This is a genomic window from Ruminococcus sp. RTP21358st1_G6_RTP21358_211008 (assembly GCF_040908885.1).
GTDB lineage: Bacteria > Bacillota > Clostridia > Lachnospirales > Lachnospiraceae > Blautia_A > Blautia_A faecis.
This window is the reverse complement of sequence record NZ_JBDGDM010000007.1, coordinates 1-24,241: the sequence shown is the minus strand read 5'-3', so window position 1 is coordinate 24,241 and position 24,241 is coordinate 1. Positions and strand designations below refer to the sequence as shown.

22 protein-coding genes are annotated in these 24,241 nt (G+C 43.1%); 4 read left to right on the top strand and 18 right to left on the bottom strand.

Going from position 1 to position 24,241, the window contains the following annotated elements:
* The first annotated feature begins 30 nt into the window (after nucleotides 1–30).
* A complete protein-coding gene (locus AB5Z12_RS04120; protein ID WP_368368564.1) occupies nucleotides 31–624 on the top strand; it encodes a restriction endonuclease subunit S in 594 nt (197 codons plus the stop codon).
* Here AB5Z12_RS04120 and AB5Z12_RS04115 read toward each other — a convergent pair.
* The 4 genes from AB5Z12_RS04115 to AB5Z12_RS04100 form a co-directional block, all read right to left on the bottom strand.
* Nucleotides 621–1,181: a restriction endonuclease subunit S gene (locus AB5Z12_RS04115; RefSeq protein ID WP_294431787.1), complete on the bottom strand. Its 561-nt coding sequence runs from the start codon at nucleotides 1,179–1,181 to the stop codon at nucleotides 621–623. The two genes, AB5Z12_RS04120 and AB5Z12_RS04115, sit on opposite strands and share 4 nt — an antisense overlap.
* Before the next feature lie 15 nt (nucleotides 1,182–1,196).
* Nucleotides 1,197–2,183, bottom strand: a complete 987-nt coding sequence (gene xerA, locus AB5Z12_RS04110; protein WP_148462853.1) for a site-specific tyrosine recombinase/integron integrase — start codon at nucleotides 2,181–2,183, stop codon at nucleotides 1,197–1,199.
* A 110-nt stretch (nucleotides 2,184–2,293) separates the two neighbouring features.
* Complete coding sequence (locus AB5Z12_RS04105) at nucleotides 2,294–3,487, bottom strand: restriction endonuclease subunit S (protein ID WP_294431790.1); 1,194 nt, start codon at nucleotides 3,485–3,487, stop codon at nucleotides 2,294–2,296.
* On the bottom strand, nucleotides 3,477–4,985 hold the full coding sequence (locus AB5Z12_RS04100; protein ID WP_148462856.1) for a class I SAM-dependent DNA methyltransferase: 1,509 nt from the start codon (nucleotides 4,983–4,985) through the stop codon (nucleotides 3,477–3,479). Before AB5Z12_RS04100 ends, AB5Z12_RS04105 begins: the two co-directional genes overlap by 11 nt.
* Before the next feature lie 873 nt (nucleotides 4,986–5,858).
* Here AB5Z12_RS04100 and AB5Z12_RS04095 point away from each other — a divergent pair.
* Both AB5Z12_RS04095 and AB5Z12_RS04090 read left to right on the top strand, forming a co-directional pair.
* Nucleotides 5,859–6,761, top strand: coding sequence for an Abi family protein (locus tag AB5Z12_RS04095; RefSeq protein WP_148462857.1), 903 nt, complete (start codon nucleotides 5,859–5,861; stop codon nucleotides 6,759–6,761).
* A gap of 494 nt (nucleotides 6,762–7,255) precedes the next feature.
* On the top strand, nucleotides 7,256–8,038 hold the full coding sequence (locus AB5Z12_RS04090; RefSeq protein ID WP_148462858.1) for an inositol monophosphatase family protein: 783 nt from the start codon (nucleotides 7,256–7,258) through the stop codon (nucleotides 8,036–8,038).
* Nucleotides 8,039–8,205: 167 nt separating this feature from the next.
* On the opposite strand, the gene AB5Z12_RS04085 is transcribed toward AB5Z12_RS04090, so the two are convergent.
* Together AB5Z12_RS04085 and AB5Z12_RS04080 are read right to left on the bottom strand one after the other, a co-directional pair.
* Nucleotides 8,206–8,847, bottom strand: a complete 642-nt coding sequence (locus AB5Z12_RS04085) for a TIGR04100 family radical SAM protein (RefSeq protein WP_148462859.1) — start codon at nucleotides 8,845–8,847, stop codon at nucleotides 8,206–8,208.
* Between the two features lie 25 nt (nucleotides 8,848–8,872).
* The gene (locus tag AB5Z12_RS04080; RefSeq protein ID WP_148462860.1) at nucleotides 8,873–9,739 is read right to left on the bottom strand and encodes a pyridoxamine kinase; all 867 of its coding nucleotides are present in this window, start codon (nucleotides 9,737–9,739) and stop codon (nucleotides 8,873–8,875) included.
* A 109-nt stretch (nucleotides 9,740–9,848) separates the two neighbouring features.
* Between AB5Z12_RS04080 and AB5Z12_RS04075 the strand changes: the two genes are divergently transcribed.
* On the top strand, nucleotides 9,849–11,177 hold the full coding sequence (locus AB5Z12_RS04075; protein WP_368356954.1) for a PLP-dependent aminotransferase family protein: 1,329 nt from the start codon (nucleotides 9,849–9,851) through the stop codon (nucleotides 11,175–11,177).
* Nucleotides 11,178–11,228: 51 nt separating this feature from the next.
* Here AB5Z12_RS04075 and AB5Z12_RS04070 read toward each other — a convergent pair whose 3' ends face one another.
* The 12 genes from AB5Z12_RS04070 to AB5Z12_RS04015 form a co-directional block, all read right to left on the bottom strand.
* Entirely contained in the window at nucleotides 11,229–11,870 is a 642-nt protein-coding gene (locus AB5Z12_RS04070; protein WP_173735313.1) for a precorrin-8X methylmutase, read from the bottom strand.
* Nucleotides 11,871–11,872: 2 nt separating this feature from the next.
* The gene (locus AB5Z12_RS04065; protein ID WP_173735312.1) at nucleotides 11,873–13,381 is read right to left on the bottom strand and encodes a cobyric acid synthase; all 1,509 of its coding nucleotides are present in this window, start codon (nucleotides 13,379–13,381) and stop codon (nucleotides 11,873–11,875) included.
* Nucleotides 13,382–13,396: 15 nt separating this feature from the next.
* On the bottom strand, nucleotides 13,397–14,461 hold the full coding sequence (locus AB5Z12_RS04060; RefSeq protein ID WP_173735311.1) for a histidinol-phosphate transaminase: 1,065 nt from the start codon (nucleotides 14,459–14,461) through the stop codon (nucleotides 13,397–13,399).
* Between the two features lie 99 nt (nucleotides 14,462–14,560).
* Nucleotides 14,561–15,526 (bottom strand): adenosylcobinamide-phosphate synthase CbiB, encoded by a 966-nt coding sequence (gene cbiB, locus AB5Z12_RS04055; protein ID WP_118579940.1) that lies wholly within the window; start codon nucleotides 15,524–15,526, stop codon nucleotides 14,561–14,563.
* Nucleotides 15,523–17,025 carry a cobyrinate a,c-diamide synthase gene (locus tag AB5Z12_RS04050; RefSeq protein WP_173735310.1) on the bottom strand — a complete coding sequence of 501 codons (1,503 nt, stop codon included), beginning with the start codon at nucleotides 17,023–17,025 and terminating at the stop codon, nucleotides 15,523–15,525. The genes cbiB and AB5Z12_RS04050 overlap by 4 nt, the downstream gene beginning before the upstream one ends.
* 64 nt (nucleotides 17,026–17,089) lie before the next feature.
* The gene (gene cobK / locus AB5Z12_RS04045; RefSeq protein ID WP_173735309.1) at nucleotides 17,090–19,135 is read right to left on the bottom strand and encodes a precorrin-6A reductase; all 2,046 of its coding nucleotides are present in this window, start codon (nucleotides 19,133–19,135) and stop codon (nucleotides 17,090–17,092) included.
* Entirely contained in the window at nucleotides 19,128–19,868 is a 741-nt protein-coding gene (cobJ, locus tag AB5Z12_RS04040) for a precorrin-3B C(17)-methyltransferase (protein ID WP_173735308.1), read from the bottom strand. The genes cobK and cobJ overlap by 8 nt, the downstream gene beginning before the upstream one ends.
* A complete protein-coding gene (locus tag AB5Z12_RS04035; RefSeq protein WP_244095569.1) occupies nucleotides 19,861–20,967 on the bottom strand; it encodes a cobalt-precorrin 5A hydrolase in 1,107 nt (368 codons plus the stop codon). The genes cobJ and AB5Z12_RS04035 overlap by 8 nt, the downstream gene beginning before the upstream one ends.
* 46 nt (nucleotides 20,968–21,013) lie before the next feature.
* A complete protein-coding gene (cobM, locus tag AB5Z12_RS04030; RefSeq protein WP_118579928.1) occupies nucleotides 21,014–21,772 on the bottom strand; it encodes a precorrin-4 C(11)-methyltransferase in 759 nt (252 codons plus the stop codon).
* 107 nt (nucleotides 21,773–21,879) lie between these two features.
* The gene (gene cobI / locus AB5Z12_RS04025) at nucleotides 21,880–22,563 is read right to left on the bottom strand and encodes a precorrin-2 C(20)-methyltransferase (RefSeq protein WP_148462869.1); all 684 of its coding nucleotides are present in this window, start codon (nucleotides 22,561–22,563) and stop codon (nucleotides 21,880–21,882) included.
* 123 nt (nucleotides 22,564–22,686) lie between these two features.
* Nucleotides 22,687–23,862, bottom strand: coding sequence for a cobalt-precorrin-5B (C(1))-methyltransferase CbiD (gene cbiD / locus AB5Z12_RS04020; RefSeq protein WP_148462870.1), 1,176 nt, complete (start codon nucleotides 23,860–23,862; stop codon nucleotides 22,687–22,689).
* A gap of 31 nt (nucleotides 23,863–23,893) precedes the next feature.
* The gene (locus AB5Z12_RS04015) at nucleotides 23,894–24,127 is read right to left on the bottom strand and encodes a hypothetical protein (protein WP_368368563.1); all 234 of its coding nucleotides are present in this window, start codon (nucleotides 24,125–24,127) and stop codon (nucleotides 23,894–23,896) included.
* Between the last annotated feature and the right edge of the window lie 114 nt (nucleotides 24,128–24,241).

Sequence of the window (24,241 nt, the reverse complement as noted above, 5' to 3'; positions counted from 1 at the left end):
TTAATCACTCCTTTTTTCGTTACATTTTTCGTGGTAAACAAGAATTTAGAGCAACAAGCTCAGGCAATTTACAGCCGTATGTTTATTGAGCACCGACAAGAAAGTTGGAGCACAGGGCAGCTGTCTGACTTAATCTCAGTTAAGTATGGAAAAGATCATAAAAAACTGGCTGACGGAAACTATCCAGTATATGGATCAGGCGGAATAATGCGATATGTAGAAAAGCCTCTCTATACTGGCGAATCTGTTCTAATTCCCCGTAAAGGAACTCTCAACAATATCATGTATGTCAATGAAGCGTTCTGGTCGGTAGACACCATGTTCTATACCGAGATGCTGCGTCCTAATATTGCAAAATTTGTGTACCATTTTGTAAAAAGCAAAGATCTGGTTTCACTGAATGCTGGCTCTGCTGTACCGAGCATGACAACCAATATTCTTAACGCAATGCAACTATATATTCCTAACGAAAAAACATTAGAAAAGTTTGAGAATATAGTTTCGCCAATGTATAGTGCAATGCAGGAAAACACAAAAGAATCCAAGATTCTTGCCAATACTCGTGATGCACTTCTGCCAAAACTTATGTCCGGCGAGCTTGATGTCTCTGACATCGATCTTTAAGCCGCTAAATTCTTGTTTAACTTCTCATTTGTTTTTCTTTTTTTATCCAAAACTGCAATAATTGATACTATACGGTCTTGTATGCACCGTTCTGGCAAGTCTATCTCTATTTTCGACAAAATGCCTTGATTTAAGGATGCCATTGTCGTTCCATGTGAGCACATGCTTATCATGAAAGCTTTATGCTTAGGCGTAAGAAAATAATATGATAAATATCGTGGATTGATTTTGTTTGTTTTTACTCTTAATCTGATACAATCTGATCCCTGCATCCATCCCGCTTCATTTGCTCCTATGTAGGCATGACGATCAACAGCCCCCTTTCTTCCAAATACAATATCTCCCTCTTTAAGTATGTGCATAGATAACCGTTCAAGTGTCTTCTCACCAACATAATCTACTTTTGTTGTTACAACTGTTGAATATCCTAAATTTTTCACATTTAGAACTGGAGTTCCACTTTCAACATATTCTGCCGCTTTTAGTTGGGTGCCAAATGGTCCTGTTTTTATTTCAATTTCTCCATTCTTAACAAGTTCCTCTAATTCAATAATCACAATACCTTTTCTCCTCTAGCCTATATATTTCTTATGAGCCAACTTAACATTGCTCTGCTTAACCATTGCATACTGTAAGGTCGTATCTATTCTTTTATGTCCCAAGAGTTTCTGTAACTGCTCAATAGGCATTCCTTTGTCAATTGCCATCGTTGCAAGCGTCCTTCGGAACTTATGCGGATGAACTTTGGGAATATCCAACTGTTTTCCCATTTCACGCAGGCGGGATTCTATGCCGCCGATCTTGATTCTCTCATGCGGAGAACGCAGAGTAACAAACAATGCCGGATTATCATCCATTCTGCTATCAATGTAGTTTTGCAGATGAATCTTCGTCCGAGCATCAAAGTATACAATGCGTTCCTTATCGCCTTTACCGAAAACGACACATTCACGCTCATTAAAATTGATGTCCGCTTTATTCAGCAAAACCATTTCACCGATACGCATTCCGGTAGAGGCCAGCATATCAATCATTGCCAAATCACGAAGTTCTGTGCAGTTGTCGCGCATTTTTTCCAAGTCCTCATCTGTGTAGGTTTCTTTGATGTTGGTTGCCGTTTTCACCTTATGGATGCGGCGAACAGGGCTTTTCAAAATATAGTCCTCATCCTCCAACCAAGAGAAAAAACTGGACAGAATTCTGCGGATATTATCTATCGTCACACGGCTGGACTGGTTCTTGCTCTGATAATCCGTCAGATAGGAACGCAAATCCTCCGTCTGTATATGGCGAATACCTTTATCTGTCGAAGCTACCATCATTTCAATGGTTGTGCGGTAATATTTCAGCGTTTTCTCTGAACAGCCTTCAATTCGTTTTGCCGAAACAAAAGCGTCTATCAGCTTTTGGTTATCGTTCATATCTTTCTTTTCTGTCTGTGCTGTAATTTCACAGCCAAACAGTGTGTTTTCAAGCACTTTTTGCAACTGCTGCATTTGTGCGTTGTCGAGGTGTGGCAGCATTTGCTGCACCACCTCTGAAATAATCTGTTGTTTCATAGGTCATTCTCCTTCAAATTTATTTTCCAGAGAACGACTCAACGGCAGTTCCATTGGCTTTAGCTCCTGCCGTTGGTAGGAGTATTTAGGTTAAACAAGAATTTAGCGACTTAAAGGTTAATGTCTGAGACATCCAATTCGCCAGACATCAACATAGGTAACAATGCATCTCGGATATCAGAAAGTCGTGAGTTTTCTGCTTCAAGCACTTCCTGCTGTTGGAAAATTGGAGTGCAAAAGGCATTGAACTTTTCGATGGTTTCGTTATCAGGAATTACAACAGGGACAGATTTCATACCTGCACCTGATATTTCCTTAAAAGTTGAACCCGAAGCCATCCCCTCGATGGTCGGCAATAAAAATTTCAGAAGATAATACATAAAGGATGTACCAACATTTTCATTTGGAACTACCGATTTGAATCCCTGATTAGTTGTTACTTCATTGGCAGCAATGGCAATGTATCCAATAGGTGCTCTGGAACTAAACAGAACTGTTCCGGTTGGCATTTTGGTTGCACTGCTCTTGTAAAATCCTAATTCTGAAATATCAATTTCACCGTGAGAGATAAATTTTGACTTATTAAGAGATAAATCCTTTGGAGTGATCCATGCTATGCCTTGCTCGGAGTAATATTCTGGCTTTGTTTTGGATGGGGTTCCACCTGCAACAACAGTTCCAAGGTCCGAAAGCATACCATCTTTCCATGTTGGATTAGCATTCTCAACAAATAATGAGTGAAAAAGAGCTTCTGCTTGCTGCTCTAAATTCTTGTTTATCTTTTTATTTAACTCAATTTTATCGTCTATCATCCATAGAATACTGGCGATCTTATTCTGTGCATCCAGAGATGGGACTCTTATTGGAATCTCTCCCATAAATTTCGTATTAATAGATGGCATCGTTGCACCGGTAGCAATATTACGAACAAACTGTTTTGTTTTTTCCAATAAAAAGAAATAATACAAATATTCTGGATTCAATTTTTCACAAGGTCGTACTCTAAGGCATCGCCCCGAAAACATCCATCCTTCATATTCTGCACTAACATATGAGCAACGATCAACTGATCCTACGCGGCTGAAAACAATATCTCCTGTTTTCAGTACGTATTTTTTTAGCCTTTCTTTATCCTTGTCTGAAACACAAGGAAGATTTTGTTCTGTAAACTTTCTGCTTCCGAGATGTTCTACTGTAACGATAGGCGTTCCATGAACTACGTAATCCTCCTTGTGTAGTTGGCTACCGAATGGTCCTGTCTGAATTGCTGCAAGTTCAGATAATTTTATTGTATCAAATTTCATACCCAATCGCCCCCAGCTTCTTTCTGATTTCATCCTCCAGTTCATGGGATTTTGCGAACATCTCCGACAACTCAGAAGTCAGACGATTCATTTTATCCTCAAACGGTTCTCCGTCATCTTCCTGTTCTTCAATGCCGACGTATCGTCCAGGAGTCAGAATATAATCCTGCTTTGCAATGTCCACAAGTGTTGCCTCCCTGCAGAATCCCTGAACATCTTCCAAAGTGCCATTCTGAAATGCTTCAAAGGTATCTGCAAGTTTCTGAATATCTTCATCTGTAAAATCACGATGTTTACGGTCAACCATATGTCCCATCTTGCGGGCATCAATGAACAGCGTTTTGCCGGGCTGTTTCTTACCTTTTGTAATGAACCACAGAGTAACAGGAATTGTCACGCTATAAAAAAGCTGGGTAGGCATTGCGATAATGCCTTCAATCAGATCATCCTCGATGATTTTCTTTCGGATTTCACCTTCGCCGCTGCTCTGCGTAGACAACGCACCATTCGCCAGTACCAGACCGATTTTCCCATTCGGAGCAAGGTGATGAATCATATGTTGAATCCATGCGTAGTTGGCATTACCTGCAGGCGGCAGACCGTATTTCCAACGCTTGTCTTCTTTCAGTTTTTCCTGTCCCCACGGATGATAATTGAATGGGGGATTAGCGAGAATAAAGTCTGCTTTCAGTGTCGGATGCAAGTCACTTGTAAATGTATCCGCATTGTATGGTCCCAGATCAGCATCAATACCTCGGATTGCCATATTCATTTTCGCCATCTTCCAAGTATCCGGGTTTGCTTCCTGCCCATACACTGAAATTGCTCCACGCTTATGACCATGTGCTTCAATGAACTTTTCACTCTGTACAAACATACCGCCGGAACCGCAGCAGCAATCGTACACTCGGCAGTTATCAAACGGACGCAGAATGGAAACCAGAGTTTTTACCACGCTGGACGGTGTATAAAATTCACCGCCGCCAACACCTTCTTTTTCTGCAAACTGTGCAATACAGTATTCATAAGTACGACCGAGCAAGTCTTCACTTGCAGTCGTATCGCTCATGTCGATGTTATTTGTAAAAATATCTACCACATCACCCAAGATTCGCTTATCTAAGTCTGGACTCGCATAATTCTTCGGCAGTACATTTTTCAGCTTTTTGTTTTCTGCTTCAATGGCTCTCATTGCATTATCAATGATTGTGCCGATTTCCGGTGTGTGTGCCTTGGATGCAATGTTGCTCCAGCGAGCTTCCTCCGGAACGAAAAACACATTGTCCATCTCGTAAGCATCACGGTCATCCTCGAAACCGTCACCTTCTGCTATAAGTTCCTGATACCGTTTATCAAACGCAGCAGAAATGTACCGCAGGAAAATCAATCCAATAATAACCTTTCTATATTCCGCCGCCGGGATATGCCCCCACAATACACAAGCTGCATCCCACAACTGTTTTTCAAAGCCAATGTTGGCATTTGTTTTACCCGCCATTTGTTTTCCTCCATCTATTGATTGATGATTGTTATTTTTATAAATCAGTCGTATTTTCTTCCAGTGCTGATAGTCGGAAGCGTTTCAAATTGGTCAGACTGTGTCTGACTAATTGGGGTATTTGCATAAGCAAGGTAGAATTTTCACATCTACATCAGATTTGTTGAGGAAAATCACTTTCCAAATAAGCCTGTTAAATATATAGAAAGATTTCTTTTCAGCTCTACATTCGTTTCCATCTGTTTATTTATCTTCTTTTCTGCATCTTCAGAAATACCCCATGAATATCCTACTTTTTAGCATCGGGAACTCCCTCTGTTGAACACAGTGTTTGAATTTTTCATGTTAAATTGCTCTCTAAGTAGGACACAAATAATCAAATTTATCATACGCTAAAGTGCAAATAAAATCAATCTGTGTAGCAAAAGATTTTTGCAGTTTACCGCAGAAAACTGAATATCCAAGACAACTTCTACTTTCTGCAGTGTTTCCACCATATCAATCTGCTCCTTATTCAGATATGACCAGATGGTTTTTCTCTTTTCAATACCGTTGACAAGCCTGAACTACTTTGCCGACATTCCAATCTCAATGCGTTTTAGCATATCGCACTCATTGCTTTAAGTCCGGATGTGGGCTCAGTGATTTTTGCAATATTCTGCAAAGTAACTCTGACTTTAAGAACCGATATTTAATCTTTTTTTAATTCGCATTCTATATAGTAGTCCCAAAAATATCTTAGCAAACCTATCTCAAAGTATTGACAGATTGGTTCGTTCCAAGTAAAATATGTGTAACAGAACCCGCCACGCTTAGTCTTGTTTCGGCAAGAATGCGCAACCCGGCGGGACTTTTTATATCCAGAGGTGAGCCATGTATACATATCCTAAGAATTTTTTATCCATTACACAATTAATTCAGAAACTCAAAGACACTGGAATGACTATCGATTCGAATGACACCGCTGAAATAGCGTTAACAACAATTGGATATTACCGTTTAAAAGGTTACAGTTTTCATCTTATTGATCCTTCCACCAAAAAGTACATAGAAGGAACATCCTTATCAGATATTTTAAGACTGTACCGTTTTGATTCAGAGCTGTCAGACCTGCTGTTTAGCTATTTATCACAAATTGAAGTTGCATTAAAGTCACAACTTGTCAATGCATTCCAGATTACTCACGATGCACTTGTTTTAAATGATCCTTCCGTATTTAAAGATAAAAAAACATTCTGGAAGAATCAGAGCACCATTGCATCTGAAATCAGCCGTTCCAATGATGTTTTTATAGAACATAACTTTGATAATCACGATGGAGCCATTCCTATATGGGCTGCTGTCGAGGTTATGTCTTTCGGCACTATATCAAAAACTATTAAAAATATGAAAACCGGCAGCAACACTGCTTTTTCTGAGCTGATTAAAAATTATAAGTTTAAAAACAGCAATGAACGTGATATCAATCCATCAAAAGATATGTTTACATCCTGGATTCAGGCTGTTTCCATCATGAGAAATATTTGTGCTCACAACAGCCGTATTTATAATCGCAGCATCAGTACAAGACCACAGCTTATTTATTCAGATGTCATCCATCCGCATCCTCGGTACAATGGGCTATATCAGATTATGCTTTCAATGAAATATCTTCGTCCAACCGAAGATTCGTGGACGGCTTTTATAACTGATTTCAAACAGCTTCTGAATAACTATTCTGATGTATGTGATATTCGCAGACTTAATTTCCCATCCGATTGGGAAAGCCACTTTTAATGCAATTCATAGTTTTCAGATATCCGCATATACTATAAATGATAGAACCAATCCAGCCTCTCTTCGATGCTCAAATCGATTGGACATTCAGGAGAGACATTTCGTCTCTCCATTTTTATTTAATCTTTTTTATAAAATTTGTACTTCTCAGTTTCAATTTTTCTTATACCTTCTTCCGATGGCAGATTATGTAGCTATCGGCATACTTAGCCAGCGATAGACAACTAGTTACTGTTCACTCCGTGACCAGTAACACGCTTCGCGATGCACAGAAATCATGCATTCGCATGATTTCGCGCGCAATTCTCGGGTTTTCTGTGAACTTTGTTCACAAAAACACCTCGCGGAATGTTACCAGTGAACAGTAACGACAACTATTCTTCGTTTTTTACAGCTTAATTTTTCATTTGCCCTTTCTTTCCGTTTATGGTAAATTTTCTCTAGACCATACAAATTGTTGAAATTTTTTGACATACGTTAGGAGGTATATTGATATGAATAAGGAAAACCAAGCCAAAATCATAGAACTGGTCAAGCAGGCCAAGCCCTTGATTCTCCAGGAAATGGCTCACGAAAAGGTTACCGAAAAAGGGGTTGCCGATTACGTTACCAATGTAGATGTTGCCGTACAAAATTACCTGAAGGAGGCTCTTGGAAAAGAATTTCCGGACATTGCACTAATTGCTGAGGAGAAAGAAAACCTTGGACTGAATTCCCGGAAATCTTACTGGATTCTGGATCCCATTGACGGAACCACCAATTTAATCCGGGATTATCATTTAAGCGCAGTTTCTCTTGGGCTTTATGAAAATGGGAAAATCACTTTCGGAGTGGTCTATAACCCCTTTACAGAGGAGCTCTTCTACGGTGCCAAAGGAGAAGGTGCCTATCTGAACGGAACTCCTATCCATGCGTCCGACCAGCCGGAATTCAAAGATGCTGTGGTGTCTTTCGGTTCTTCTCCTTATGAGAAAAACAGGGCAAAGGAACTGTTCCCGATATTTTACAATATTTTTATGAACTGTGCAGATTTCAGGCGCACCGGCTCTGCTGCCCTTGACCTTTGCTATGTAGCCTGCGGCAGACAGCACGCTTATCTGGAACAAAATCTGAAGCCCTGGGATTACAGCGGGGCTACCGTTATTTTAAGAGAAGCTGGCGGTACAATCACGGACTGGGAAAATAAAGAGCCGCCTTATCTTGAGAATTCGGATATACTGGCCTGTGTACCCCAGTTCCGGGAAATTTTGCAACGCCTTATAAAAAAACAGGTCTGACGTTTCAAATGCTTTGCAAATGCTGAAAAATAACCTACAGATATCAAAAGACACCACTGCAGATTTTTCCATATTTTATAAAATCTCATAGATAAATCCAGCGCACATTTGAAAGTGCCCCAATTGATTTTATGAAGCATCTGCATTGATGTCTTTTTCCCTCAATTTTATTCCGCCGTATACTCCCGTACTCTCAGCGGAATTCCTAGTTTCTCTACCACTTTGCGGCTTTTCTCAACGTTTTCTTCCCCGATACAGTCTACAACTGTGAATTTCACATTTTCTGTATATTTTTTGCAATCCTGCGCAAATTTCAGCATGGCATCAAAGGCTTTCTCGCCGTAAGCCGGGCGTACCACTTCGTTGTAGGACTTGGCATCTGGCATATTTAAACTGATAAAAACAACATCGACCGCCTGACAGACCTCTTTCGCTATGGAACGCTTGTTAATCAAATCCCCCAGACCATTGGTATTCAGGCGAAGCTTGATTCCCGGACAGGGCTTCCCATCGCGATCCAAATGTGCCGGATATTTGCTTCTCATATACTCACTGACAGCGATCAGCTTATCCAGTGCCATAGTAGGCTCTCCATATCCACAGAAAACCGCTTCTTTGTATCCTGAAAAATCAAAAGCATCAATTGCTTTATAAATCTCCCCCATTGTTGGTTCCTTGTCAAACCATAAAGTTTTTGCCTCACCTACCGAATCTCCATTGTTGCGGATGCAAAAGGTACAGTTGCAAGGGCACTTATTTGTCAGATTAAAATACACCTCGTCATTATAGCAATATACAATATCAGCCATTTCCCTCACTCTCCTATATATTTATTTACTGGTTCTTACACAATTCTCCAAGAAATTTTTCGAAACAGACTCCGTCATTCCGGTCTGTGCCTTCCTGTACCGTCTGGGCGATTGCTTTGGAAAGGAAATTTACTGCCAGCTCTACACAGGTCATCATAGACATTCCCTTTACTAATCCCGCACTGAGCACAGAAGCAAACAGATCACCAGTCCCGGAATAGCTGCCGCCGTTCTTCGGTGAAAAGCACCAGGAAACACGACCATTTTCCACTGCCAGGTTTCCTATCTGCAATCCTGCCTTTTCATATTCAACTCCTGTGATCACAGCCGCTTTCAGTCCATATTCTTCAACCAGCTGTTCCCCAATCTTTCCTATTTGCTCCAAATGCTCCTCTTTGTCTGCTTCCATAAGCCCTGCATATCTTTTTTCCATCTCTTCTTTCCCATACAAAAGAAGCAATGCTTCTGTCAGATTAGGGGTGATCACCTGTGCGCTTCTCACCAGCTGGACCATCCGTTCCCGCAAACCTTCTGTATAAATCCCATAAGCACCGCCATTATCTCCCATAACCGGATCCACCAGCACCACGGTCTTCTCTTTCCGGAATCTTCTGAGAAAATCCAGGATCTTATCTGCCTGCTCCTCGTCAGCCAGAAATCCTGTATAAATTCCATCCGGGGAAAATCCCCGTTTCTCCCATTCATCCATGATCTGTTCCATGTGCTCTGTATAATTGTCACAGTAATAGGAAGGATAACCGGTCTGGTTGCTGAGTACTGCTGTTGGCAGCGGTACCGCCTGCACACCCATCACCGAGATCACCGGAATTGCCGCTGTCAGGGAACATTTTCCAAGCCCTGACAGATCCTGAATTACCGCTATTTTTTTCAAATATATCACTCCTGATTTTTATTGTAAATTTTTCGTTTATATTATAAAATATCACCTAAGTGTATGTACAGAAATATCCAAATTCAACTTTTTTAGAGGGGACAGTTTTATGTTAAACATTGAAAAGAATCAAAACCGCACTACGCATCTTTATATGGAAGTTTACGAATACTACCGGAAACTGATCCTGGATGGGAAAATGGCCCCCGGAAGCAAAATGCCTTCTCTTCGCAAGTGCTCCCAGGAGCTGAAGCTTTCCCGGACTACTATTGAAACTGCCTATCTTCAGCTTGCCGCAGACGGCTACATTATGGCAAAAGCCCAAAGCGGCTATTATGTCACAGAAATTGCCTCCCACCAGCATATAAACAACCAGCCGGGTACTCACAAAGAAACTCATTACCGCTATGACCTGGCATCTTCAGGTGTGGATAAAGAAAGCTTTCGTTTTGACCTGTGGAGCCGCTACATGAAAAGCGCCCTCCGGCAGAATGAACGCATGCTGACCTACGGCGAACCCCAGGGGGAAGCGGATTTCCGGGAAACTTTGTCAGATTACATCCGTGAGAGGCGGAACATTCTTTGTTCACCGGATGATATTGTAGTAGGCGCCAGTTTCCAAAGCCTGCTGCAGATTCTCTGTCCTCTTATCCATGAAGTATATCCGGAATTTCACCGGGTATCCTTTCCAACCCCTTCTTTCGTTCACGGAAGCACAGTTTTCGGGGACTATGGATATGAGATCTGTTACCGTAACAAAGACTGTGATGTGGTCTATGTTTCTCCTGCACACATGACAAAGTGGGGCGAAATCATGCCGGTAAAGCGCCGTCTGGAGCTTTTGAAATATGCAGATGAACGCCATCATCTGGTAATCGAAGATGATTTCGAAAACGAATTTGTCTATTTCCAGAAGCCTACACCCTCCCTTTTCGGACTCTCCGGAGGACAGGGCGTAGTTTACATTGGTTCATTTTCCAGATTGCTGCTGCCTTCTATCCGTATCAGCTTTATGATCCTGCCTCCTGAGCTTCTCAATGCTTATAAAAAGAAAGCCGGATTTTACAACCAGACTGCTTCTAAAGCAGAACAGATTGCTCTGTGTCAATTTATCCGGGACGGTCATCTTGCTGCACAGACCAGAAGGCTGAAACGACTTTATTCTTCGAAATTAAAACAGCTTCGCAGCTCAGTCCGTCAGGTATTTGGCACTGGCTGTCAGATTCAGGTGGGCGCAGCCGGTACCAGTCTGGCTCTTACTTTGCCTTATGAAAAAAGCGGGGATGAATTAAAAAAACAGGCCTCTGAAAAAAGTCTGCATTTACAAATTCTAAAAGAAAGTGAGAAAGATGTGACGGTACTTATGTCCTGCTCCTCCATACCAGTACAGGATTTCGTCCCGGCCTGCGAACTGCTGAAGTCTGTAGTTTTGAACTAAACGGACAGCGTATACTTTGCCATTTGCCACAGACAGAGTATACGCTGTTTTTTATCCCCGGTTGTTGTCGATCATATACAGCAAGGCATTACAGATGCACGCTGCGATATTTGATCCGCCCTTACGCCCGCGGGCTACAATATACGGCACATCTGTATGCATGATCAGTTCCTTGGACTGCACCACATTCACAAACCCTACCGGCACACCGATGATCAGCTCCGGATTCAGTTTTTTCTCCTCGATCAGCTCATAAAGGCGAACCAGTGCTGTAGGTGCATTTCCAATGGCAAAGATCAGCTTTTTATCCACCCCGACCGCCTTGTCCATGCTTGCTGTGGCACGGGTGGAACCATTTTCTTTCGCAATCTTCGCCACATCCTCATCTGACATAAAGCAGTAAACCTCACCGCCATACCTTGCAAGGGCGCGTTTATTGATTCCTGCTTTTGCCATCTGGGTATCGGTTACAATACAGGCGCCATCTTTAATTGCCTGAATCGCTTTTTCCACTGCGTTTTCGGAAAAACAAAGATTTTTCGCATAATCGAAATCAGCGCTTGTGTGAATACATCTCTTTACCACCAGCTCTGTTCCCGGGAGCAGAGGGGTATCACCAAGCTCCTCTGTGATGATCTCAAAGCTTCTTTTCTCTATGTCCATTGGTTTTACATTTTCCAGTTCTACCTTCATATTTATACCCCCTCTTCCAGGATTTCATATATTTTCTTCATATCCAGATGTTTCCGGAGCTCTGCTGCCAGAATATCATACTGGGTTTCCTTAAATGCCTGAAAATCCATTCCAGTCATTCCGGATACGTCCAGCCCTTTCTTTTCTCCAATGATCTGTACAATTGCCTCAGCTACTGCCTCTTTATCGAAAACACCATGGACATAAGTTCCGCACACATTGTCAAGATAAGCACCATCCGCCTTTCTCTCTCCGGTTACGCTATCCTGAATATTTGTAGATGGCTTTGCATCTCCCTTCAGGGCAGTCTCACCCATATGGATCTCATATCCTTCCAGAGCAGTATCACTAAGCTTTGCAAACGCACCAGTCAGCTGGCCAAAAGAGCCTTCCACTCTGGTTCTGGTCTTTTTCTTTGCAAAAACGGTATCCATTGGAAGAAGACCCATACCTTTAATCGTTCCGCCAGCTTCCACTCCATGAGGATCGCTTAAAGTCTCGCCCATCATCTGATAGCCGCCGCAGATTCCAAAAATCAGCTTTCCTTTCGCAGCCTCCTTCAGGATCAACGCTTCCAGGCCATTTTCTCTCATCCACAGAAGATCTTCCATTGTATTTTTGGTTCCCGGCAGAATGATCATATCCGGATTTCCAAGCTCTGATGGATTTTTTACATAGCGAAGGGAAACCCCCTGGATACTCTCCAGCGGATTAAAATCTGTGAAATTAGAAATTCTGGGCACTCGGATCACCGCAATGTCAATCATGTCTACTGTCCGATTTGTCTCAAAACGTTCCGTCAGGCTGTCCTCATCCTCCACCTGAATATTCAGATAAGGAGCTACGCCCACAACCGGAATGCCGCTTCTCTCCTCCAGCATTTCCACTCCGGGATCCAGAATGGTTTTGTCTCCACGGAATTTATTGATGATCAGGCCTTTTACCATCTCCTTCTCGTCTTCTTCCAGAAGCATGACAGTTCCGATCAGCTGGGCAAAAACACCGCCACGGTCAATATCTCCCACCAGAAGGACCGGAGCCTTTGCCATTTTCGCCATACCCATATTTACGATATCATCACTTTTCAGGTTGATTTCCGCCGGACTTCCGGCTCCTTCTATAACAATAATATCATTTTCCGCTGCAAGAGCATTGTAAGCCTTCATAATATCCGGCACCAGTTTTTTCTTATATTTGAAATAATCCCTGGCGCTCATGTTTCCCAGAACCTCACCGTTTACGATTACCTGGGAGCCTACATCGTTTGTAGGCTTTAAAAGAACAGGATTCATCAGAACAGAAGGAGCAATTCCGGCTGCTTCTGCCTGCATAACCTGGGCGCGTCCCATCTCCAGACCTTCTTTTGTGATAAAAGAATTCAACGCCATATTCTGGGACTTAAAAGGTGCCACACGGTACCCGTCCTGCTTAAAAATTCTGCAAAGGCCAGCTGCCAGAAGGCTTTTTCCGGCATTGGACATTGTCCCTTGCACCATGATTGCTTTTGCCAAAATGTGTTCCTCCTTTTATAAAATCACATTTTCAACTTTGGTTCTATCTATTTCCTTCAATGCCCTGATAAGCTGCTGATTTTCTTCATGTTTCTTCACCGCCACCCTGTAATATCCTTTGGAAAGCCCGGTATAATTACTACAATCGCGGATCAAGATCTTCTTCTGTTCCAGCTTCTCATACAAATCCGCCGGACCTGTAAAGAACACGTAATTCGCCTGAGAAGGATAAACCAGATAACCAAGCGCCGCCAGTTCTTCTTTCAGATATGCCAGTTCCTGAAAAGTCACCTGTCTTCCCTTTTCTACATATTCTCTTTCCTGCAAAGCCGCCAGACCAGCCGCCTGTGCCATGGAAGAGACATTCCAGGGCTGACATACACCTTCTATTTTTTCCAGAAGTCTTTTATTCCCGCAAAGACCATAGCCAAGTCTCACCCCGGCCATAGCATAGCGCTTTGTAAAAGCCTTCAGAAGAAACAGATTATCATAGGTTTCCAGATATTCTTTTAGCGTATATTTCTCTGGTGTTGGAACGAAATCCAGGAAACATTCGTCCACCGCCATAAGAATATCAAGCTCCTGACAACGCTTTAGGATTTTTTCCAGCAACGGTTTTTCCACCAGAAGCCCGGTTGGATTATTGGGATTGCACAGGAAAATAATGTCAATCTCTTCTGTCAATGCCTGTAGGAAGTTTTCCTCCAGCACAAACCCCTTTTTCCCATCCAGTGGAAAAAACTCTACCTGACAATCCACACTATATAATGCCTGCTGGTATTCTGCAAAAGTCGGAGCCGGCACCAGAGCCCGTCTGGGATTCACAGCCCGGCAAAGGGAAAAGATCACCTCTGCAGCGCCGTTTCCGCAGATCACCTGATCCGGCTTCGTATTCTCATATTCTGCAATGGCTTTTTTTAAGGGAGTGCAGCCTACCTGGGGGTAGTCGTTTATATGTTCCAAACTTTTAATGATTGCTTTTTTGATTCCCTCCGGGGTACCAAGAGGATTACAGTTTGCTGAAAAGTCAATGCACCCCTGATGATGATACACATCACCGCCATGTATGTGTTTTTCCATTGTTGTCTCCATTCAAGTAATTACACGCTCTAGATATGCGTCACAATTTTAAAACATACTTTAACCTTTTATTTGTTGCTGTTTTTTCAGCAAAATCCGCTATAACACAGTTTTTAGAAGAACACTCAGACCGAAGAATAAAATTGCTCCCACAATACAGGTTGCATAAAGCAGTTTATTCGCTCTTGGAATATCCTCGATTTCAACCGGGCGGATTGGATCCCCGATCGTCGGTTTTTCATATAGCTTACCAAAATAATAAGCATTTCCTGCCAGCTGTACATCCAGGGCTCCTGCCATAGCCGCTTCTGTCTGGGCAGAATTGGGGCTTGCATGATTGCGACGGTCTCTTCTGTATATTTTCACTGCATTTTTGGTATCCATTCCAACAAATACTGTGGACAATGCCATCAGCCAGCCGGAAATTCTGGCTGGAATATAATTCGCCACATCGTCAAGTCTGGCTGCACATCTTCCAAAATACAGATATTTATCGTTTTTATATCCAAGCATAGAATCCATGGTGTTGATACCCTTGTACAAAAACATCAGGGGAATACCGCCAATTGCCATGTAAAGCATAGGGGCAATAATTCCGTCAGAGGAATTTTCCGCAACCGTTTCCACAGCTGCCTTCGTCACTCCGATTTCTGAAAGTGCCTGTGTATCACGTCCCACGATCATGGAAACAGCATACCGCGCTTCCTCAATGGTTCCGTTTTTCAAGCGGTCATATACTTTCATGCTTTCCACTTTCAATGATTTTGTTGCAAGCAGCTGTCCGCACCAGAAAGTCTCCAGTGCAAAGCCCAGCCAGAAATTCCATTTATAAAGCAGATGGATTACAACATAAGGAATAAAAAAGGTAATAAAACAGACAAGGACAACTTCCAGAATGCCTCCTGCCCGCTCACCCTTATCTGTTTTCGGAAACACCTTTCGTATTCCTTTTTCCAGTATGCTGATCAGATTTCCTATAAGACATACCGGATGATATAGCCATCTTGGATCTCCCATAAGCAGGTCAAGAATAAAACCTGCCGGAAGAGTTAATAATCGTATCATTTTTGTAACTCCTTATACTCCAGACACTTTTTTAAAAATGCCTGTGGGATTTTCGGATTTGCGTAATAATATAAATGAGGAAAGCCAGCTAACAAATGATCAGAGCCGTGCATGCAGTCCCACCCGCGTTTGCTTTCCGGTTTGGAAGCATGAAATGCAGTTCCACAATTATCCGAATCAAAATAATGAAATTCATGGGCTGGACTTACTCCAAGATCTGACTCCCCAAGAATCGCTGTTTCCTGTTTTCCATGGGAAATCCCCTGATTCTGCTTCAAAGTAATATAGCCAAATCGGGTCAGTCTGGGTGTGCGCCATACCTTACCCGGAATAACGCCTGCCATTTCATACCATTTCCCATCCATTCCCTCCATCTTTTCGTGGAGATACATGAACCCACCGCATTCTGCAAGACAGGGCATTCCATCCTTTATGGCTGCTGCAATTTCCTGCCGCATAGAAAGATTCTCCTCCAATGCTTTTCCATTTAATTCCGGATATCCTCCATAAAGAAGAAGTCCGTCCAGATTTTCTGGTAAATGTCCGTCATGTACAGGCGAAAAGGCCACCAGCTCGGCACCCATGGAACGAAGAAGATCCAGATTGTCTTCATAAAAGAAGCAGAATGCCTCATCTTTCGCAAGACCGATCCGAAGCTTCCCTGGGCTTTTCCAGGTATACACCTGACTCATTTCAGTCAATGCATCCACTTCTCTTTTCACCTTTTCAGCTATTGCACTGGTTCCAGATGGCTGACATAGGGATCGCTCATCTGTATTTTCCAGCAACGGATATTCCAACACTGGTGCCTCATTGGCCAGTTTCAATATCTCTTCTATTTCCAGACTGTTCTCCAGCACTTCTGCCAGCTTCAAAAGCCGTCCCTTCAGTTCCGGGATTTCTTCTGGCAAGATCAGTCCCAGGTGTCGGCTCTCGATCACACAATCTTCCACCCTTGGCACATAGCCCAGTACTTTGATGCCAAGCTCCTCTTCCACCAGTTTCTTCATTCTGGGATAAAGCATAGGGGACATCTGGTTAAAAATCACGCCTTTTATGTGGCTGTCTTTTTTGTATTCCAGAAAACCTTTTATGTAGGCAGCAAGAGAGACACTCATTCCTTTGCTGTTCACGATCAGAATAACCGGCGTATCCGTAACTCGCGCCAGATCATAAGCACTTGCCAAAGTAGTGGTTCCTGCCACTCCATCGTAAAATCCCATAACGCCTTCCATCACTGCTATTTCACAATCAGCACTGTTTTTTGCAAGAAGGTATCTGGTAATCTCCTCTCCTGTAAAAAAAGTGTCCAGATTTCGGGATTTTGTACCAATTACCTGGGTATGGAACATGGGATCAATATAATCCGGTCCGCATTTAAAGGAGACTGTCTTTATCCCTCTGTTTACCAGTACCTGCAGCAGACCACAGGTGAGAAGTGTTTTTCCGCTTCCGCTGGCTCCTGCTGCAAGCAAGATCCTGGGTATTCTTTTTTTCATGATAGTCCTCCTCTTCTTTCCTCGCCAACAGCCTTTTTCTGCACTCTTAAGAAAACCACACCTGTCATATCTGCGCCCGGGGGCTCTGGCAGGTGATAATATAAATAGGATTCTCTCCCATCATTAGATGGTATCTTCCAATCTCTTTTGATCTGGAAGCTGTAAGCTGCACTGCTTCCTGATCTGCGAAATCGTATTCTTTCAATACCTCCAGTGCCTCACTGATAGTCTCCAGCGTAATGCAGTTGATCACGATCCGCACATCCCGGTTCTTTTCTAAAAGCAGGGCAACGATTTCTTTCAGATTTCCTGATGAACCGCCGATAAACGCATGCGTAGGAACCGGCAGTTCTTTTAGTGCTTCCGGTGCCTCGCCCTTTATAATTTCCAGATTATCCGCTGCAAACCGTTGTTTGTTTTCGTAAAGAAGAGCTACCGCATCATCCTTTTTTTCAACAGCGAAAACCTGTCCCTGATCTGCGCGAAGAGCCATTTCCACAGAAACAGAACCTGTTCCGGCACCTACATCATAACAGATGGAATCCTCCTGAAGACGAAGCTTGGAAAGGGAAACACATCTCACCTCTTCTTTTGTCATAGGTGCTTTTCCACGGATAAATTTCTCATCTGGAATTCCATGAGTAGAAAATGCCGGTCTGGCTTTTTCATTGTAAGCACAGACAACGCTCAATGCCTGACCCTCATAGGAAGTCAGTTCACTGGCGTTCGCCTGGAATATTTTTTCATCTGGATAGGAAAGGTTTTCTCCAACATAGAGAATCACATCTCCCATCTCATATTCCACCAGTTTCTGTGCAAGTTCCGCAACCGCACTTTTTGTTCCCAGAATGGAAAAAACCTTCTGATTCTGCTTGATCATGGAAACCAAATTGCAATTTTTGCCGTGGGCGCTAGTGATCTTCGCATCATCCCAGGATAAACCGATCTGGGACATAAAATAAACCACAGAAGAAATTCCGCAGATAATCTCAATGGAAACACAGCCATTTCCTTTTTCACTGTCCTCCTGCCCTTTAAAATCATCTGCTAAAACACCCTCTGGTTTCCTTCCATTCAACACATCCAGCAGCTTCTTCGCTCCGCTGTAGAATCCCACATCCCCGGACAAAGCTATCACAATATTCTCATATTCCGGATGGCTCTTAATATAAGCTCCAATCACATCACTGCGGTATTCATACACCACCGGCTGTCCCGGCTCCCGGATGGAATCCGCCATACGCCTGGCCCCAATGATCAGATCAGCTCTTTGAACTGCCCTTTTTCCCTGAATTGTGAGGGTTTTCTCACTTCCCATCCCAATTCCCAGAAGTGTAACGTGAGGTTTTAGAGTAAGTCCAAAATGTTCCGTGAGCATATGTTTACATTCTGCCACAGAAAGACCCTCTTCCTGCAGCGGTCTTCCAATTATAACAGGAATCACATCGCACATAAGTGCAGCATCAATTTTCTCCTGAAAACCACCTGCTTTTCCTGTATCCTTTGTCACAAGGTATCTGCAGTCATACTGACGAAGCATGGCTGCGTTTAATTCCATGGAAAAGGGTCCCTGCATACCGATCAGATGTTTGCCCTCAAAGCCATACCCTTTGCAGGTTTCCATCACAGATGGCAAAGACAGAACACGGGCATAAATGCGTTCTCCTGCATCAGATAAAGCTGTAAATTTTCCAAGCTCTTTGCTGCCTGTAGTTAGCAGGATATTCCCCTTAGTGTCTTCCAGAAACCTCACTGCTGCCTCCGTGTCTTCCACATATACAGCTTTATCCTGATACGCGCCCTTTTCACGAAGTACTCGCTCATAGGAAAGCCCTGTATTTTTGCAGGCTGTCCGAATATTCTCCGTTACCTCGGCAGCATACGGATGGGTAGCATCCAGCACCAATCCGGGACTGAGTTCTTTCAGAAGATTTTCCATCTCCGCCCCATTCAGGCGGCCAGCGTGGATTTTCAGATATTCGTTCTCTTTTAATGATTTGCTTCCGTAATCGGTAGCGACACATGCAAGCACACTTACTTTATTTTTTGCCAGAAAGCTACAGATTTCACAGCCTTCTGTGGTGCCTGCAAAAACAACAACATCAGACATTTTTATATCCTCTTGGTGTTACCATTTTTCCATCGATATTTCTGGTCTGTGAATTTCCGATAAATACAGTGGTAAACATATCTACCTGTGTTTCTTTCAATTCAGCCAGAGTCATAACCCTGGCAGTTTCACCCTCGCGGTTAATGTTCTGCACAGTACCGCATACTGTTTCCGGAGATTTGTGTTGAAGCATAAGTTCGCAGGCTTTTTTCAGATAATCGTGTCTCTTGTGACTGGACGGATTGTAAAGAACAATCACAAAATCAGCTTCCGAAGCCAGAAGAAGACGCTTCTCGATCTTTTCCCATGGTGTGAGCAGATCACTGAGACTGATCAGACAGAAATCGTGGATCAATGGAGCACCAAGCACTGCTGCTCCTCCGGTTGCTGCTGTAACACCTGCAACTACTTCCAGCTCCACCTCCGGATAGTTTGCGCCGATTTCATACATAAGACCAGCCATTCCGTAAACTCCCGCATCACCACTGCAGATCATGGAAACTGTCTGGTCTTTCATAGCCTCATCAAAAGCCATTACACAGCGGTCTACTTCCTTTCTCATAGGTGTGGTGAGAAAAGATTTTTCCGGAAAATGGTCTTTTACAAGATCAATATAAACAGTGTATCCAACGATCACATCACTTTTTTCAAGAGCTGTAACTGCAGCTCCTGTCATTCCTTCATAAGAACCTGGTCCGATTCCTACCACATAAATTTTCTTTTCTTTACTCAAAACGTATCCTCCAATCTCCAAGGACAAGAGCCGTTGTCACGCCCTCTGCGCCCCGTTTTCTCTGTATAAAATGAATGCCAGTATGATTCTCTGCGGCTTTCACCGCGCTTCGCTCACACACATTATCCACACCTACTGTCTTACTCACAAAAGTGGATGAGGTGAATTCCCCCTGCACAGACAGAAGTTCCTCACTGGAAAATGTTTTGAAGGGAACTCCCAGCTTTTCCGACAGAGCCAGAAGCCCGGGTTCTTCTTTTTTTACATCGATGCTTGCAAGAGCTGCAACTGCCTCCGGATAAATGTCATTTTCTTTCAGGCAGCTGAATGCTGCTTTTTCCACAGCTTCTGATTCTTTATTTTTCCGGCAGCCCATTCCAAGCGCCGCAGCTGGTGGAACTATGTGCGTTGTTGAGGCAAAGGGATGACAGCTTTTATGCACGGTCACGGCAATTCCCACCTCTGGAAGTGGTGTGCCATCCACAGTTTCATACTGTATTTCAGAAAGTGATATGCCAGCTTTTTGACACCAGATCAGTCCCTCTGGCAGTTCTCCCTCCCAGAGGAATTCGCTATAAAATCCAACCTTCTCACCTGCCAGCAGCGCGGCAGAAACCTCTTTCGCCTCTTTCATTCGAAAAATGTGACAGTTATTTTTCTTTGCAAACACATCCACAGCAAATTTTCCTTCAAGATCTGTGGCAGTTGTGACTACAGGGATTGCCTGTAAAATGTCTGCAGCCAGACAGGCAAGTTCATTTGCCCCTCCAAGATGTCCAGACAGCAAGGATATCACGAATTTGCCCAATTCATCTACCACCAGCACAGCCGGGTCTTTCTTTTTGCTCTGTATAAAGGGAGCGATGCTGCGCACTGCGATTCCGGCTGCTCCAATGAAAATGATACTGTCTGCAGTTTCGAACTGTTCTCCCGTCCATTTCCCACAGCTTTCCTTTATAGAGTCTGGAATGTATTTGCTCTTTGTGAAAAGAGAAACTATATTTCCTTCTTTTTCCAGTCCCTTTTTTAGTTTCTCTCCTGTCTGCTGCCCTGTCAGGGTGTAGCATATCATGGAAATTTTCATCCGTTTTCCTTTCATCTGGAACAGGCTCTAACCTAAGCTGCCATATCAAATAACCATATTGTTATTTCGTTGCTTCACGGAACTCTGTTGTAAATCCTGGATCATATAACTTGGAACGGTCATAATGAGCGGCATTTACACAGTCTCCAATGATCATAAGTGCAGTCTTCGTAATATGATTCTCTTTCGCAGTCTGCGCCAGGGTTCCTACTGTGCACACAAATTTCTTCTCATCCTCCCAGGTTGCCTTATACACAATCGCAGCAGGAGTATCTGCCGTATAACCGCCTTCGATCAGTCTTCTGCTCAGTTCTTCCAGCATTCCTGTACTGAGAAAAACAACCATAGTTGCCTGATGGGCAGCAAAGGACTGAATGCTTTCCTTTGGCGGAACCGGAGTTCTCCCTTCCATACGGGTGATGATCACGCTCTGGGAAATATCCGGCAGCGTATATTCCAGATTTAAAGCACTTGCCGCACCGCAGAATGCACTGACACCAGGACAGTAATCATAAGCAATTCCCTTCTCATCCAGCACATCCATCTGCTCACGGATGGCACCATAAATACAGGGATCACCTGTGTGAAGTCTTACTGTTGTCTTGCCTGCCGCTTCTGCCTTTTCCATAACAGAAAGCACCTCTTCCAGTGTCATCTTTGCGCTGTTATAAATGGTACAAATATCCTTTGTGTACTCCAGAAGTTTTGGATTTACCAGAGATCCTGCATAAATAACTACGTCTGCTTCTTCCAGATATTTCTTTCCTCTTACGGTGATCAGATCCGGTGCTCCGGAACCTGCTCCTACGAAATGAATCATGGCTTTCTCTCCTTTTTCACTATAATTTTTATTGTGCGGCAAAGTTTTATAATTCTTACTTTAATAAATTTTCACTTTGCCTACATTGGTTTTTTATTTACATTATCTTATTTTTCCTTCACAATGATCAACGAATAATAACCTGCATCATCTGGAATTTCTTCCACACTTCTGTATATTTTCTCATCTGGCATTCCGCAATTTTCAATCATCTCTGCCTTGTTTCCAGATGCTTTGATCTTTGCTTTTACTTCCTGCATTTTTTTGCCGGTTTTCATCAGAACCTTCGTTCCGGGAAGCTTCAATGCTTCTTCTATCTGATAGGAGGCAGGGATTACATGAAGCTGCTGGGATTTTTCCACCAGTCCTTCATTAAATCTGGCACTGACTGCACAAAAGGATGTAATGCCGCTGACAATTTCTGTGGCATATCCCAGCTGTTCCACACGTTTGTGTACATAAATATATGTAGAATATACGGTTGGGTCTCCCAGGGTGAGAAATACTACATTTTTTCCTTTCTCAAGCCATTCTGCAATTATTTTTGCTCCTTCATCATGAACTCGTTTCAGTTCTTCTCTGTCTTTGATCATGGGCATTGGCAGGGAAATCATCTGTTTGCTGTCAATTTCCGGGTACGCTCCTTTCATGATCCTGTATGCCACAGATTCTATTGGCTTTTCCCCTGGGAAAGCCAGTATATCTGCTTCCTTTGTAAGTCTTAAGGCCTTTAAAGTGATCAGCTCCGGATCCCCTGGGCCAACTCCTACGCCATATAATTTTCCTGTCATAGATCTCTCTTTCTGAAATAGTTTTTTAGCATAACTACTCTGTTTTTCATTTTTCTCTTATAAATTGAACAAATCTTTATTCGCCAAACGCCTTACAGCATACTTTCCATATCCAGAGCCTGTTTATATTTGAAGTTTAAGCATTTTATCCTGCTTCTGAATTTCCTGAATCAGTTCACCGGCATCTCTTGTTTTTCCCAGATATCCATATACATTGTTAAAAACAACCGCACCAAGCTTAATTTGTTCATAGGAACGGTGATCCAGATAAAACTGGATCTTCTCCATAATTTCTTTCATTGCAGGCTCTAAAAGGCCTTTTTCGTGCAAAACATCAAGGGCATCATCTGTGGTATTGCAATTCAGGATAGCTCTTGCTGTATCTCCATCCGCTCCCACTCTGAGGGCATTGGCTGCAAGCACTTCCATACGGGCATCTGCACTGTGGGAATGGGTGTTCATAATTCCTGCTGCTACCTTTACAAACTTGCCAATATGAGCCACAAACAGGATTCCTTTCACGCCCATATCCACGGCCATATCAATGGTTTCTCCCACATAATTGCTGCACTTGATATTTCGTTCGAAAGGCAACGTCATATGCTCGCGCAGATAATCTGCCCCATAGTTTCCCGGGGTCACAAGAAGGTACTTCTCACCCTGGGTAAAGTGCTGCTTCATTTCCACATGAATGCTTTCTACAAGAGCTTTTTCACTCATAGGCTCCACAATTCCGGAGGTTCCAAGAATGGAAATTCCCCCTGTGATTCCCAGTCTGGGATTGAAGGTCTTCTTGCCGATCTCTACACCTTCCGGGACAGAAATCACAACCTTCAGCCCACCCTCATAGTCATGGGAAACTGCAGCTTCTTCTGCTTCCCGAAGGATCATGGCACGAGGAACAGGATTGATCGCCGCTTCTCCCACTTTCTGGGAGAGCCCGGGTCTTGTAACTCTGCCTACGCCCACTCCTCCATCTATAACAATTCCGGCAGTATCCGTCTTCCACACTGTAGCATAAACAAGAATGCCATTTGTTGTGTCCGGATCATCTCCGGCATCTTTTTTCACTGCACAGGTAACCTGATTTTCACTGATCTGAATGTCATGCAGCTCCAGGTCAAGAAGGATTCCCTTGGGAGTCATAAGCGGTACAGATGTTAACTTTTCTTTTCCCAGAAGCATCAGGCAGGCGCCCTTACAGGCTGCTGCCGCGCAGGAACCTGTGGTATAGCCGAAACGCATTTTCTTCTGTCCGCGGATCACATAATAATCTTCCAATCCTGTCTTATGTTCCATGTTTCTTGCCTCCAAAGCTATAAGGAACCCGCTATGCGGGCTTCCGGAATTGTGACGGCCCATCTGTTACGTAAATAAAAGAAGCCCTGTCCTGACAACAAAGCTTCTTTCCTATCAGTCTTATCCCGGTTGCCGCAGGAAATCCTGTTTCTGAAAAAGCAACCAGTATCTGACTGTACAGTAACGGACTTGTGCAGGAATTACACCTGGCTTCCTGATCATGCTTTTCCCTGTTTTTATCCGTTACATTATATAATTTTGCCATTTAAAAGTCAATAAAAGGGGATAGCTTTCCTTATCTTTATGAACCATTTATGATAATGTCCTAATATACCATAAAGGAAAATGTCCCAATGTAGTATAATGCTTCCATCAACAG

What these genes read in the sequence shown, in the direction of transcription:
- xerA (WP_148462853.1), bottom strand. Translation starts at nt 2,183, where the DNA reads ATGAAACAACAGATTATTTCAGAGGTGGTGCAGCAAATGCTGCCACAC.
- AB5Z12_RS04105 (WP_294431790.1), bottom strand. Translation starts at nt 3,487, where the DNA reads ATGAAATTTGATACAATAAAATTATCTGAACTTGCAGCAATTCAGACA.
- AB5Z12_RS04100 (WP_148462856.1), bottom strand. Translation starts at nt 4,985, where the DNA reads ATGGCGGGTAAAACAAATGCCAACATTGGCTTTGAAAAACAGTTGTGG.
- AB5Z12_RS04095 (WP_148462857.1), top strand. Translation starts at nt 5,859, where the DNA reads ATGTATACATATCCTAAGAATTTTTTATCCATTACACAATTAATTCAG.
- AB5Z12_RS04090 (WP_148462858.1), top strand. Translation starts at nt 7,256, where the DNA reads ATGAATAAGGAAAACCAAGCCAAAATCATAGAACTGGTCAAGCAGGCC.
- AB5Z12_RS04085 (WP_148462859.1), bottom strand. Translation starts at nt 8,847, where the DNA reads ATGGCTGATATTGTATATTGCTATAATGACGAGGTGTATTTTAATCTG.
- AB5Z12_RS04075 (WP_368356954.1), top strand. Translation starts at nt 9,849, where the DNA reads ATGTTAAACATTGAAAAGAATCAAAACCGCACTACGCATCTTTATATG.
- AB5Z12_RS04070 (WP_173735313.1), bottom strand. Translation starts at nt 11,870, where the DNA reads ATGAAGGTAGAACTGGAAAATGTAAAACCAATGGACATAGAGAAAAGA.
- AB5Z12_RS04060 (WP_173735311.1), bottom strand. Translation starts at nt 14,461, where the DNA reads ATGGAAAAACACATACATGGCGGTGATGTGTATCATCATCAGGGGTGC.
- cbiB (WP_118579940.1), bottom strand. Translation starts at nt 15,526, where the DNA reads ATGATACGATTATTAACTCTTCCGGCAGGTTTTATTCTTGACCTGCTT.
- AB5Z12_RS04050 (WP_173735310.1), bottom strand. Translation starts at nt 17,025, where the DNA reads ATGAAAAAAAGAATACCCAGGATCTTGCTTGCAGCAGGAGCCAGCGGA.
- cobK (WP_173735309.1), bottom strand. Translation starts at nt 19,135, where the DNA reads ATGTCTGATGTTGTTGTTTTTGCAGGCACCACAGAAGGCTGTGAAATC.
- AB5Z12_RS04035 (WP_244095569.1), bottom strand. Translation starts at nt 20,967, where the DNA reads ATGAAAGGAAAACGGATGAAAATTTCCATGATATGCTACACCCTGACA.
- cobM (WP_118579928.1), bottom strand. Translation starts at nt 21,772, where the DNA reads ATGATTCATTTCGTAGGAGCAGGTTCCGGAGCACCGGATCTGATCACC.
- cobI (WP_148462869.1), bottom strand. Translation starts at nt 22,563, where the DNA reads ATGACAGGAAAATTATATGGCGTAGGAGTTGGCCCAGGGGATCCGGAG.
- cbiD (WP_148462870.1), bottom strand. Translation starts at nt 23,862, where the DNA reads ATGGAACATAAGACAGGATTGGAAGATTATTATGTGATCCGCGGACAG.
- AB5Z12_RS04015 (WP_368368563.1), bottom strand. Translation starts at nt 24,127, where the DNA reads ATGGCAAAATTATATAATGTAACGGATAAAAACAGGGAAAAGCATGAT.